We start from the raw sequence: 13,426 nt of genomic DNA on the forward strand, positions 1-13,426 counted from the left end.
CCCAAAAAGAAATTAGAAACGGAAGGTTGCGGTTGCAACGACCTGACGTTCTGCGCCCCAGAAGCAGCCATAGGTATTGAAGCAGCTGGCGACGTACTCACGGTCAAACAGGTTGTTCACATGCAGCGCCACGTTGGAACCCGCCATGCCGACGCGCGCCAGATCGTAACGTACTAACGCATCCACCAGCGTATAGCTTCCCACTTTGAAGGAGTTTGCCGGATCGCCATAGCTGGAGCCAGTATAACGAACCCCCGTACCCAACGTCAGCCCGGAAAGCGCGCCGTCATAAAGGGTGTAATCTCCCCACAGTGATGCCATATGTTTTGGCACCTGAGCAGGCGTGTTACCTTTGTAGTTGGTGTCAGTGGTGTATTCCGCATCGGTATAGGTATAAGAACCGACCACGTTAACGCTGGCTGAGAGCGCCGCTTTCGCTTCAATTTCCACACCACGTGAGCGAATTTCACCGCCTTCAACTGACCAGAATGATCCGTTCGGGTCGGCCATCAGGTTGTTGGTTTTGGTCAACTGGTAAACAGCACCGGTGATCACGATCGGACGATCGCTCGGCACATACTTCACGCCCGCTTCGTACTGCTTACCTTTAGATGGAGTAAAGATATTACCGCTTTCCCCGACCTGAGAACTAGGTTCAAACGATTCGCTGTAGCTGAAATACGGAGTCACACCGTTGTCGAACAGGTAGTTAACACCGCCACGCCAGGTGAACTGTCTGTCATCACGGGAATCCAGCACGCCAGAAACGCGGTTCAGTGAGTCCTGCTTAGCCCAGTCGTAACGACCGCCCAGAGTGACCAGCATCTTATCCCACTGCATCTGATCCTGAGCGTACAGGCCCGTTTGTTCCTGTTTATTCAGAACTCGGTAGGCAGCGCCCGGTCCAGTATGTGCCCCAAAATCAAAGTCGCTGCGATCAAGGTTATAAATATCTGAAGGCGCTACCGAACCAGCCCAACCAAACCAGGAGTTGATATCGTTACGCATCCGCATATAGTCAACGCCGGTCAGCAATGTGTGATCCACGGAACCGGTAGCGAATTTGCTCTGCAACTGGGTATCAACAGCGAAGTTCTGCAATTTCTCATTATCGTCAACATACTGACGAGTCAGCGTGTGAGCCCACTCGGACTGAGGAACGCTGGCGCAAGGACTGTTAGCCGGATCCTTTGTATAGAGCGGATCAGAGCACATACCGTAGCCATACACGCTGTTCTGCGAAACCTTGTTTTGCGCGTAACGCAGGTTCTGACGCACGGTAAAGGTGTCGTTAAATTCGTGGTCGAAGCTGTAGCCCACCATCTTCTCGTTACGAGAGTAGGTATTGTTGTTCGCACCTTCGTTGAAATCGGTAGGCAGACGCTTGCCGTTCGGCAGCTCAGTCACCGTCCCCTCTTTCGGCAACCAGCCGTAATAGCCAGTTTCCGGCTCGTTCTGGAAGTAGGAGAGGAAGGTAAAGTTCGTTTTATCATCCGGACGCCATGTGAACGATGGCGCGATGGCGTAGCGTTGTTCTTCCGCGCCCTGCTGCTGCGCATTCGCGGAACGCGCCAGGCCGGTCAGGCGGTATGAGTACACACCATCGTCATCCAGCGCATCGCTGAAGTCAAAACCGGTCTGGAACAGGCTGTCAGTGCCCATCTTGAACTGAATTTCTTTTAACGGCTCTGTGGTCGGGCGTTTGCTGACCATGTTCAACAAGCCACCAGGGTTACTCTTTCCGTAAAGAACGGAAACCGGACCGCGCATCACTTCAGCGCGTTCCAGCATATACGGGTCGATTACCGCATCGTTGTAGAAGTTACCCTGCATCTTCAGGCCATTCAGATAGTTATTCTGACTTTGGCCGTCGGCGGCAAATCCGCGAATAATCAGGTAGTCATAGGTGTTAGACGCGCCGCGGGTGCCTACGGCTACGCCTGGCGTGTAGCTGAGCGCCTCTTTAACTGATTTCGGCTGATGCAACGCCATCTCTTCGGCGGTGACCACTGAAATAGACTGAGGAACTTTTTGAATCGGGGTGTCAGTTTTGGTCGCCGTAGCAGACTGTCGTGCGGCGATGGTTGCCGCTGGCCCCCATGCGCTTTCTTGTGCGGCAGGTGCAGCAGTTACGGTGATGGTTTCTTCTTTCGGGTCAACCGCCGCCTGTGCATAGACAGACATGCCGCTAACCGCTGTGGCTACCACTACTGCGATTTTACGCAGCGATGAACTTGGCTGAGCAGTTTTAAGACGCGCCATTGGTATTTCTCTGATGAAAGTGAATGATAACGTAAACGAGAATTATTATTATAACGGCAGCATAATATTCGAAACTCTGGCGAGATAGCAAGCAATACGCGTCCCTACTAAAACTGAGGGGTTAAGAAATAACCAGATGAAAAGAAAGGGTTAATAAATTAGGCTGGAATGTTATTCGGCCCTGAGAATGGACCAAAGAAGAAAAACCCGCCGAAGCGGGTTTTGAGCAATATCAGTTACTGCCGAACATATCCTTTATCCAGCCAGCGACACCGTCGCTATCTTTCTTTTCCTGCTGCGCCGGTTGTTGCTGCTGCTGTTGAGGCTGCTGCTGCGGCGTTGACTGATCGAACGGATTCCCGGTCGGCTGTTGCATCATTTCACCCTGCTGACACAGCGAATCAGGATCGGTAGTCCATACCGGAAGCGTACGCATCCCCCCGCTACAAACGAAGTTACCGTCGTAGTCCACGCCCATATCCACCACATCTTCCGGCGGCGTCAGCACCAGCGGTGTTGGCGTCTGGTTGGCAAGATAACGCTGATAAATCGACATCGCACCGCTGGCACCGTACAGCTTGGTTGGCTGGTTGTTATCACGGCCCACCCAGGTGATGGTTACCTGGCTGCCGTCGATCCCGGCAAACCAGGTATCCACGTTGTTGTTAGTGGTCCCGGTTTTCCCTGCCAGATGAAGCCCAGGATATTTCGCGCCAAGCTGGCGGCCCGTACCACGCTGAACCACCTGTTGCATGGTCCACAGCGTCATATACGCCGCCTGCGCCGGAACGGCACGCTCGGCCTGTGGGAAGCTCTGATACAACACCGTACCATCTTCGGCAATCACCGAACGCAGCGCCGACAGCGGCGCGCGGTTCCCGCCGCTGGCGATAGTCTGGAACGCCTGCGCCACTTCGATCGGCGTCAGGTTCAACGCCCCCAGCAGCATGGCTGGAACCGGATTAAGCTGATCTTTCGGCGCGCCCAGCTTCAGCCAGGTATCGGTGACGGCAGGCAGGCCCAGCGCCATCCCCAGATTTACCGTTGGCACGTTCATTGAGCGCGTTAACGCATCCACCAGCATCACTTTTCCGCTTTCGCTATAGCGACGGTCATCGTTCTGCGGCGACCACACCTGGCCGTTAGGCTGACGCAGCGCAATCGGGGCATCGGCAATCCAGGTATTCAGACGATACAGCTTCGGCTGGCTGAGCGCTGTCAGATAGGTCGCTGGTTTAGCCAAAGAACCAATCGAACGACGTGCCTGCATCGCACGGTTATAACCAGCGAACTGCGGTTCTGCCCCCCCGACCATGGCACGCACTTCGCCGCTGAAGCGGTCGACCACCACAATCGCGGTTTCCAGATCGCTCAGCTTACGTTGTTTCTTCAGCACCGGAATACCTTCCACCGCCGCTTTTTCTGCAGCATCCTGCGCCACGGAATCAAAGGTGGTGAAAATCTTCACGCCGGAGAGATCTTTAACTTTATCGCCCAGCTTCGCCTGTAGCTCCTGGCGCACCATCTGCATAAAGGCGGGCTGCGGTGAGATCACCCCACCACGCGGCTGTACGCCTAACGGACGCGCGCTCAGCATGTCATAAAGATCCTGGTCGATAATCTGCTGCTGCTGCAGCAAACGCAGCACCAGGTTACGACGCTCCAGTGCCAGCTTCGGGTTACGCCACGGGTTATAGATTGACGCCCCTTTAACCATCCCTACCAGCAGCGCCTGCTGGTCGAGGCTCAGCTCTTCCACCGGACGGCCAAAGTAGTAAAGGCTCGCCAGCGGGAAGCCGCGGATCTCATTGTCACCGCTTTGACCGAGATAGACTTCGTTCATGTACAGCTCAAGAATGCGGTCTTTGCTGTAACGCGCATCCATGATCAGCGCCATATAGGCTTCGTTAGCCTTACGCCAATAGGAACGTTCGCTGGACAGGAACAGGTTTTTCACCAGTTGCTGGGTCAGCGTACTGGCCCCTTGTACCGTGCGCCCCGCCGTCAGGTTCGCCAGCACCGCACGGCCAATGGAATAGAGGCTGATACCGTCATGCTCATAGAAGTGACGATCTTCGGTCGCCAGCAGCGTGTCCACCAGCAGATCCGGGAATCCACTGCGCGGGACAAACAGGCGCTGCTCACCGTTAGGCGAAGAGAGCATGGTAATCAGTCGCGGATCGAGACGGAAGAAACCGAACTGGCGGTTGTTATCCATATTCTCGATGGTATCCAGATGGTCGCCATCAAAGGTCAGACGCGCGCGCACCTGACCTTCTTTACTGTCCGGAAAATCAAACGGACGACGGATCATCTCGATGCTTTTCGCCTGCACGGTGAATTCGCCAGGGCGCGTCATTTTCGTCACCTGACGATACTGCGTAGCCTCCAGCAGTTTCACCATCTCGTTCTTGCCGATCGGCATTTCTGGCTCAAGGTTAACCATACGGCCATATACTGCCGCAGGAAGCTGCCAGACTTTACCATCTATACGGCTGCGGATTTTTTGGTCCAGATAAACGCCGTAAATGGCGATCAGCACCAAAAAAACAATCGACAGTTTTACCAGCAGCCAGAACCAGCCGCGTTTACCACGAGGCTTACGCCCTTTGCCTTTACCCTTACGCGGCATCGGTTCTTCATCCTCATAGTCATCATCATCATAATCGTCGTCATACTCTTCATCTCTGAGTTGACGACGGCTCACCTTTTGTTTCACCGGACGCGAGGGTTTCCCTTTACGTCCAATTGGCTCGCGGTCATTCCCCGCCATGCTTTTTCTCCGCAACATTCAGGCGCAAGGGCCCGATTCTCTGTTCTTCCGTCAGTTAACAGAAGAAGAAATCTCTCAATTTACTGCCGTGTTTATACCGGATGACGGCTTCGCTTTATCCGACCTACAGTTTCATTACGAATACTTCTTTGTTCGCCGCGTTGGCGCGGTATTCGCCGGATCGTCCGGCCAGACATGTTTGGGATAGCGCCCTTTCATCTCTTTTTGCACCTCACGGTACGATCCCTGCCAGAACGCGCTTAAATCGCTCGTTACCTGCAGCGGTCGTTGGGCCGGAGACAGCAGTTCCAGCACCAGCGGCACGCGCCCCTCGGCGATGGTTGGGGTCTTCGCTTCACCAAACATTTCCTGCATCCGAACCGCCAATACCGGAGGGTTATCCTCATGATAGCGAATGGCAATCCGGCTTCCCGTCGGCACAGTGTAATGCGCTGGCAGTTCACTATCCAGACGTTGCAGCATTGACCAATCCAGCAAACCGCGCAACGCCTGACCCACATTTAGCGCTTTTAACGCGCGTAACGAGTGCACACCGCTCATGTGCGGCAGCAGCCAGCTCTCCAGCGTCGCCAGCAGAGAATCCTCATCTACCGCGGGCCAGTTATACTCTGGCAACCAGTTTGCCGCACATTGCAGACGCAGGCGAAATTGCTCGGCTTCCGGCGTCCAGTTGAGCACACTTAGCCCTTTATCGCGAATGCCGTTCAACATCGCCAGGTGTAACTCCTCTTCCGAGGGTTTGGCCAGCGCCTGTACTTTTACCGTTAGCTGGCCAATGCGCGACCGACGCAATGCTTTTAACGTTCCGTGAGTTTCATCCCATTCGATGGTGTCAGATTGTTGTAGCAGTTCAGGGCATGCCTGTATCAGCACCTCGATATCCAGCGGCAGAGCCAGCAGAATACGCGCATCCGGCGAAGCGCTGCCCTGCAGTAACAGCGGCGCAATCAGCCATTCATGGCGTCCGGAGGCGTCATCGGCATCCAGCATTGCCCCCATGCCATTCGCCAGTTGATAGCGCCCTTCCTGCCCGCGCCGACGCGCGATCCGATCGGCAAACGCCTGCGCCAGTAATGAGGGGAGCAGCGCGCTGTCCGGCTGTCCGCTGCGAACGTTAAGCCGTTTCAGTAATTGTTGGCTGCGCTGCTGCCAGGCGGGCTGATTTCGTGAAAACGCTACAGCCAGATCGGTACTGCCACCGCGCGGCGGCTCTTCCAGAATCGCAGCCAGTTTTGCCGCCGTTGCCGCTTCATTGTCATTGTTGGCGCTAACCAGCATAGCCGCTAAACGGGGGTCGTTACCCAACGTCGCCATTTTCTGCCCCCTGGCGCTGAGCCTGTCACCCTCAAGCGCCCCCAGCATCTGCAGCAGCCGTTTTGCCGCCTGCAGGTTGATGGCGGGCGGGGTATCCAGCCAGTTCAGTTGCTCAGGGTCGGTGCATCCCCATTGCAGTAACTCCATCAGCAGTCCGGACAGGTCGCACTGTAAAATCTCCGGTTCTCCCTGTGCAGCCGCTCTTTCCGCCTGCTCTTTGGCAAGCAAATGGAGGCAGATACCGGGTTCCAGACGGCCCGCGCGTCCCGCTCGCTGGGTCATCGAGGCCTGGCTTATGCGTTGGGTAATCAGTCGCGTTAAACCGGTACGCGCATCATAGCGCGCCACGCGCTCCTGGGCGCAGTCCACCACCAGCCGGATGCCTTCGATCGTTAAGCTGGTTTCGGCAATATTGGTCGCCAGCACCACTTTGCGCTTGCCTTGCGGAGCGGGCAAAATCGCCTGACGCTGCTCGGCAAGCGTCAGCGCACCGTACAGTGGGCACAACAACACATCGCTGCCCACACGCGTTGCCAGTTGCTCCTGCACGCGCAGGATTTCCCCTACACCCGGTAAAAACAGCAGCAGCGACCCGCTTTCATGGCGCAGGAGTTCTGCCGTCGCTACCGCTACCGCTTCAGCAAAACGCAGATGCGCCGCCAACGGCTGATATCGTCGCTCAACGGGAAATGCGCGGCCTTCAGAAACGATCGTCGGCGCATCGGGCAACATCTGCTGCAAACGCCCGTTGTCCAAAGTGGCAGACATGATCAACAGTTTCAGATCGTCACGCAGCCCTTGCTGCACATCCAGCAACAGCGCCAGCGCCAGGTCGGCCTGCAAACTCCGCTCGTGAAATTCGTCGAGGATGACCAGCCCAACGCCCGTCAATTCGGGGTCGCGCTGGATCATGCGTGTCAGAACCCCCTCCGTCACCACCTCAAGGCGGGTCTGCGGCCCTACGCAGCTTTGCGCACGCATGCGATACCCCACGGTCTCGCCAGGCTTTTCATTCAGCAATTCCGCCAACCGCTGCGCCACATTGCGTGCTGCCAGACGCCGCGGCTCCAGCAAAATAATTCGTCCCTTGATACCGCGATGTTCAAGGAGTCGCAACGGCAGCCAGGTTGATTTCCCGGCACCGGTCGGCGCCGTCAGCAGAACCTGCGACGAGGCATCAAGGGCGGTAAGTAGTTCAGGCACTACGGCGGCAACGGGCAACGACGTCACAAATGACTCCAGAGGGTTAACATTCTTCGCGCTGCATTGTAGCATCGCGTTAATTCATAACCGAGTATCCATCATGTCTGAGCCAAAAAGGCTGTTCTTTGCGATTGAATTGCCTGGCGAGGTTCGGGAGCAGTTAATCCACTGGCGGGCCGCGCAGTTCCCCCCTGAAGCGGGTCGTCCCGTCGCCGCCGATAATCTGCATCTGACGCTCGCCTTTTTGGGCGACGTCAGCGCTGAGAAGCAGCATGCGTTAACGCAGCTTGCAGGGCGTATTCGCCAGCCGGGTTTTACGCTCAAACTCGACGATGCCGGGCAATGGCTGCGCTCGCGAGTCGTGTGGTTGGGAATGCGTCAGTCGCCGCGCGGGCTGCTGCAGTTGGCGAACATGTTGCGGGCACAAGCCGCACGCAGTGGGTGCCACCAGAGCCCGCAGCCTTTTCACCCGCATATCACGCTGCTGCGTGACGCCGGTCACGCGGTATCTATCCCTCCGCCAGGGTTTGGCTGGTCGTTTCCGGTAACGGAGTTTGGGCTTTATTCCTCCTCATTCATGCGAGGACGCACGCGTTACACGCAGTTGCAACGCTGGACGCTGACTGAATAATCAAAGGAACTGTTCATGCAATTTTCTCCACCTTTACAACCTGCAACGCTCATTCAGCGCTATAAGCGTTTTTTAGCGGATGTGATCACACCGGATGGCACAACGTTAACGCTACACTGCCCCAATACGGGAGCCATGACCGGCTGCGCAACGCCGGGAGATACTGTCTGGTATTCGACATCAGAAAATACTAAACGAAAATATCCACATACCTGGGAATTAACGCAAACCCAATCCGGTGCACTTATTTGTGTTAACACGCTGTGGGCCAATAGATTAACGAAAGAGGCTATTCAGCGTTCGTTAATTTCGGAAGTTTCAGACTACAGCACCTTGAAAAGTGAAGTAAAATACGGCGCCGAAGGGAGCCGCATCGACTTTTTGTTACAGGCGGATTCCCGACCTGACTGCTATATTGAAGTGAAATCAGTCACGTTGGCGGAAAAAGATCAGGGTTATTTTCCCGATGCCATCACTGAACGAGGTCAGAAACATCTTCGGGAATTGATGAGCGTAGCGGCCGAAGGCAAGCGCGCGGTGATATTTTTCACGGTGTTGCATTCAGCCATTACACGGTTTTCACCCGCGCGCCATATCGATGCAAAATATGCGCAATTATTAGTTGAAGCACAGCTTAAGGGGGTAGAAATTCTGGTTTATAAAGCGGAACTTTCTGCCCATGGTATGACTCTTAAAGAGCCGTTGCCCATTACCTTGTAATGGTGTAAACATTCGGTTAATTAGTATTCTGGGCGCGTGGGCAAATACGCTTTTCCTCACAGGGTTGTCAAGTGTTACGTTTAGATAATTGCTATCCGGAAAAGCATCTGCTATTTATAGCGACCTGATTTTTCCCCCGAACATGGGGATCGATAGTGCGTGTTAAGGAGAAGCAACATGCAAGAAGGGCAAAACCGTAAAACATCGTCCCTGAGTATTCTCGCCATCGCTGGGGTGGAGCCGTACCAGGAGAAACCGGGCGAAGAGTATATGAACGAAGCCCAGCTGTCGCACTTCAGGCGTATTCTTGAGGCATGGCGTAATCAACTTAGGGATGAAGTTGATCGCACCGTATCTCATATGCAAGACGAAGCGGCTAACTTCCCTGATCCGGTGGACCGCGCCGCACAGGAAGAAGAATTCAGCCTTGAGCTGCGTAACCGTGATCGTGAGCGCAAACTGATCAAAAAGATCGAGAAGACGCTGAAGAAAGTAGAAGACGAAGATTTCGGCTACTGCGAATCATGCGGCGTAGAAATTGGTATTCGCCGTCTGGAAGCGCGTCCGACAGCCGATCTGTGCATCGACTGTAAAACGCTGGCAGAAATCCGCGAAAAACAAATGGCAGGTTAATTCCGGTCATTTTTACCACGTTTACTACAGGCGGGAGCTTCTCCCGCCTTATTATTTGTTAGCCCGCAAAATGAGCGATTCACATTATATTGGCCGCTTCGCCCCTTCCCCCTCTGGCGAACTCCATTTTGGTTCACTGATTGCCGCCCTCGGGAGTTACCTGCAGGCCCGTGCTCGTCGCGGAATCTGGCGGGTACGCATTGAAGATATTGACCCCCCTCGTGAAGTTCCCGGTGCTGCAGACACGATTCTGCGTCAGCTGGAACATTACGGGCTGCACTGGGATGGCGATATTTTATGGCAATCCCAGCGTCATGACGCCTACCGCGAGGCGCTGGCCTGGCTGCATCAGCAGGATCTAAGCTATTACTGCACCTGTACGCGCGCGCGTATTCAAAGCGTCGGCGGTATTTACGACGGTCATTGCCGTGAACTACGCCACGGGCCTGAACAGGCGGCGGTCCGCATTAAGCAACGCCATCCGGTGATGCAGTTTACGGACCAACTGCGCGGTGTGATTCAGGCTGATCCGCGGCTTGCAAAGGAAGATTTTATTATTCACCGTCGCGACGGGCTGTTTGCCTATAACCTCGCGGTGGTGGTGGACGACCACTTCCAGGGCGTGACGGAAATTGTGCGCGGTGCCGATCTTATCGAACCGACGGTACGGCAAATTTCGTTGTATCAACAGTTCGGCTGGCAAGCGCCGGACTATATTCATCTGCCGCTGGCGCTCAACGAACAAGGCGCTAAACTTTCAAAACAAAATCATGCACCTGCACTGCCGCAAGGCGATCCACGCCCGGTGATTGTTGCTGCGCTGCGCTTTCTCGGCCAGCACTCCGATATCCCGTGGCAGGAGATGCGCGTGGATCAGATTCTCACGTTTGCCATTGAAAACTGGAGTCTGACAGCGGTGCCAGAATCGGCGATCGTAAATCCGCCATTCTCAAATGCATCATGCTGAGCTATGATTAGCCGCTATTTTTACACAGCAACACTTGTTCTGATTGAAGTTTGACACTACCGAGGTGCACTATTTTTACCCGAGTCGCTAATTTTTGCCGCAAGGTGCTAAGCCGCGAGGAGCGCGAGGCCGAGCTCGCCGTCGCCCGTCCACATATGACGGTAATCCCGCGTGAGCAGCACTCTATCTCCCGCAAAGATATCAGTGAAAATGCCCTGAAGGTAATGTACAGGCTCAATAAGGCCGGATACGAGGCATGGCTGGTTGGCGGAGGCGTACGCGATCTTTTGCTGGGCAAAAAGCCGAAAGATTTTGATGTCACGACTAACGCCACGCCAGATCAGGTGCGAAAACTGTTTCGTAACTGTCGTCTGGTTGGTCGCCGTTTCCGTCTGGCCCATGTCATGTTTGGCCCGGAAATTATCGAAGTGGCAACTTTCCGTGGTCATCATGAAGGCAGCGAGTCCGATCGCACAACCTCACAGCGCGGACAAAACGGTATGCTGCTGCGCGACAACATCTTCGGCTCCATCGAAGAAGATGCCCAGCGTCGCGACTTCACGATTAACAGCCTGTATTACAGCGTGGCCGATTTCACCGTGCGTGATTACGTTGGTGGCATGCAGGATCTCGAAGAGGGCATCGTTCGCCTGATCGGTAATCCGGAAACGCGCTACCGCGAAGACCCTGTACGTATGCTGCGGGCCGTGCGCTTTGCCGCCAAGCTCGACATGCGTATCAGCCCGGAAACCGCTGAGCCAATCCCGCGTCTGGCAACACTGCTTAACGATATTCCCCCCGCACGCCTGTTTGAAGAAGCACTCAAACTGTTACAGGCGGGCTATGGGTATGAAACCTATAAAAAACTGCGTGAGTACAGCCTGTTCCAGCCGCTGTTCCCCACCATTACGCGCTATTTCACCGAAGACGGTGACAGCCCAATGGAACGCATCATCGCTCAGGTGCTGAAGAATACCGATAACCGCATCCACAATGATATGCGCGTTAACCCGGCGTTCTTGTTCGCCGCCATGTTCTGGTATCCGTTACTGGAAGCTGCGCAGAAAATTGCCCAGGAAAGCGGTCTGGCTTATTACGATGCCTTCGCACTGGCGATGAACGACGTACTGGATGAAGCCTGCCGCTCGCTGGCGATCCCGAAACGTCTGACCTCGCTGACCCGTGATATCTGGCAGTTGCAGCTACGCATGTCTCGTCGCCAGGGCAAACGCGCCTGGAAGCTGATGGAGCATCCGAAGTTCCGCGCCGCTTACGATCTGCTGGCCCTGCGTGCCGAAGTGGAAAACAACGCTGAACTGCAGCGTCTGGCGCAGTGGTGGGGAGAATTCCAGGTTTCAGCACCGCCGGAACAAAAAGGCATGCTCAACGAACTCGACGAAGAACCGGAACGCCGTCGTCATCGTCGCCCGCGTAAACGCGCCCCGCGCCGTGAAGGTTCCGCGTGACCATCGCCTATATCGCTCTCGGCAGTAATCTGGCCTCTCCTCTGGAGCAGGTTAATGCTGCCGTAAAAGCGATTGGCGACATTCCCGACAGCCGTATCGTCGCTGTTTCCTCCTTTTACCGCACACCGCCATTAGGCCCACAGGATCAGCCAGATTACCTGAACGCTGCCGTGGCGCTGGAAACCACTCTCGCTCCCGAAGAATTGCTTAATCATACCCAACGCATTGAGCTGCAACAGGGACGCGTACGTAAAGCCGAACGCTGGGGGCCGCGCACTCTGGACCTCGATATTATGCTGTTTGGCAATGAAGTGATTAACACCGAACGTCTGACCGTGCCGCACTACGACATGAAAAACCGTGGTTTTATGCTGTGGCCGCTCGCTGAAATTGCACCTGAGCTTATCTTCCCGGAGGGTATCAGCCTGCATCAGCACCTCACCCATCTTGGTGCCGCAAAACCTGCACACTGGTAAAGTATCCCCTCCTCTCCAGCGTTTACTGCTTTAGTGCCAAACGGTTGCTTAAAACAATTGCCCCCCTGAATGTGACTGTTAGAATGCCGATAAATATGACTTTCATCATCAGGAAATGTTATGAAACCCACCACCATTTCACTGCTGCAGAAATGCAAGCAAGAGAAAAAACGCTTCGCGACCATTACAGCCTACGACTACAGCTTCGCTAAGTTATTTGCCGACGAAGGCATTAATGTGATGCTGGTTGGCGACTCACTGGGCATGACGATTCAGGGGCATGACTCCACGCTACCGGTCACCGTTGAAGATATTGCTTACCACACTCGTGCCGTACGTCGTGGCGCTCCCAACTGTCTGCTGCTCTCCGACCTGCCATTTATGGCTTACGCCACGCCGGAACAAGCATTTGAAAACGCCGCGGTGATGATGCGGGCGGGCGCTAATATGGTCAAAATTGAAGGCGGCGCCTGGCTGGTGGATACGGTAAAAATGCTCACCGAACGCGCCGTACCGGTTTGCGGTCATCTGGGATTAACACCGCAGTCGGTGAATATTTTCGGCGGCTATAAAATTCAGGGCCGCGGCGACGCCGGACAGGTATTGCTGGATGACGCGCTGGCCTTAGAAGCCGCTGGCGCTCAGTTGCTGGTGCTGGAGTGCGTGCCGGTTGAGCTGGCGAAGCGTGTCACCGAAGCGCTGTCGATTCCGGTTATCGGAATCGGCGCTGGTAACGTCACCGATGGACAAATCCTCGTCATGCACGATGCCTTTGGTATTACCGGTGGCCACATCCCGAAATTTGCGAAGAATTTCCTCAATGAAGCAGGCGACATGCGCGCCGCAGTGCGGCAGTATATGGCTGAAGTGGAGTCCGGCGTTTATCCGGGCGAAGAACACAGTTTCCACTAATTTTTCAGGCCATATATCGGCCTGAAAAGCGTAGCGCCATCAGGCGGT

The 13,426-nt window shown here is 55.0% G+C and carries 10 protein-coding genes; 7 read left to right on the forward strand and 3 right to left on the reverse strand.

Translation table 11 applies throughout. The annotated features are described in order from the left end of the window. Nucleotides 1-12: 12 nt before the first annotated feature. The 3 genes from fhuA to hrpB form a co-directional block, all read right to left on the reverse strand. Complete coding sequence (gene fhuA, locus HV311_RS20685) at nucleotides 13-2,262, reverse strand: ferrichrome porin FhuA (RefSeq protein WP_191220418.1); 2,250 nt, start codon at nucleotides 2,260-2,262, stop codon at nucleotides 13-15. Between the two features lie 232 nt (nucleotides 2,263-2,494). Continuing rightward, complete coding sequence (gene mrcB / locus HV311_RS20690; RefSeq protein WP_016151745.1) at nucleotides 2,495-5,035, reverse strand: bifunctional glycosyl transferase/transpeptidase; 2,541 nt, start codon at nucleotides 5,033-5,035, stop codon at nucleotides 2,495-2,497. Between the two features lie 135 nt (nucleotides 5,036-5,170). Then, nucleotides 5,171-7,600: an ATP-dependent helicase HrpB gene (gene hrpB, locus HV311_RS20695; protein WP_191220419.1), complete on the reverse strand. Its 2,430-nt coding sequence runs from the start codon at nucleotides 7,598-7,600 to the stop codon at nucleotides 5,171-5,173. A gap of 73 nt (nucleotides 7,601-7,673) precedes the next feature. Here hrpB and thpR point away from each other — a divergent pair, with 73 nt between their 5' ends. From thpR to panB, 7 genes are all read left to right on the forward strand, one after another. Beyond that, nucleotides 7,674-8,204 carry an RNA 2',3'-cyclic phosphodiesterase gene (thpR, locus tag HV311_RS20700; RefSeq protein ID WP_191220420.1) on the forward strand — a complete coding sequence of 177 codons (531 nt, stop codon included), beginning with the start codon at nucleotides 7,674-7,676 and terminating at the stop codon, nucleotides 8,202-8,204. 15 nt (nucleotides 8,205-8,219) lie between these two features. Beyond that, nucleotides 8,220-8,924: a DNA/RNA nuclease SfsA gene (sfsA, locus tag HV311_RS20705; RefSeq protein ID WP_191220421.1), complete on the forward strand. Its 705-nt coding sequence runs from the start codon at nucleotides 8,220-8,222 to the stop codon at nucleotides 8,922-8,924. 177 nt (nucleotides 8,925-9,101) lie between these two features. Then, nucleotides 9,102-9,557, forward strand: a complete 456-nt coding sequence (dksA, locus tag HV311_RS20710; protein WP_003018625.1) for an RNA polymerase-binding protein DksA — start codon at nucleotides 9,102-9,104, stop codon at nucleotides 9,555-9,557. A gap of 70 nt (nucleotides 9,558-9,627) precedes the next feature. Further along, nucleotides 9,628-10,524, forward strand: coding sequence for a tRNA glutamyl-Q(34) synthetase GluQRS (gene gluQRS, locus HV311_RS20715; RefSeq protein WP_016155714.1), 897 nt, complete (start codon nucleotides 9,628-9,630; stop codon nucleotides 10,522-10,524). 71 nt (nucleotides 10,525-10,595) lie between these two features. Continuing rightward, the gene (gene pcnB, locus HV311_RS20720; RefSeq protein ID WP_203457720.1) at nucleotides 10,596-11,990 is read left to right on the forward strand and encodes a polynucleotide adenylyltransferase PcnB; all 1,395 of its coding nucleotides are present in this window, start codon (nucleotides 10,596-10,598) and stop codon (nucleotides 11,988-11,990) included. After that, nucleotides 11,987-12,466 (forward strand): 2-amino-4-hydroxy-6-hydroxymethyldihydropteridine diphosphokinase, encoded by a 480-nt coding sequence (gene folK / locus HV311_RS20725; protein WP_049269196.1) that lies wholly within the window; start codon nucleotides 11,987-11,989, stop codon nucleotides 12,464-12,466. The genes pcnB and folK overlap by 4 nt, the downstream gene beginning before the upstream one ends. Nucleotides 12,467-12,586: 120 nt before the next feature. Then, a complete protein-coding gene (panB, locus tag HV311_RS20730) occupies nucleotides 12,587-13,378 on the forward strand; it encodes a 3-methyl-2-oxobutanoate hydroxymethyltransferase (RefSeq protein ID WP_137367169.1) in 792 nt (263 codons plus the stop codon). Nucleotides 13,379-13,426: the final 48 nt, after the last annotated feature.

Source organism: Citrobacter sp. RHBSTW-00881 (genome assembly GCF_013728515.1).
Lineage (GTDB): Bacteria > Pseudomonadota > Gammaproteobacteria > Enterobacterales > Enterobacteriaceae > Citrobacter > Citrobacter braakii.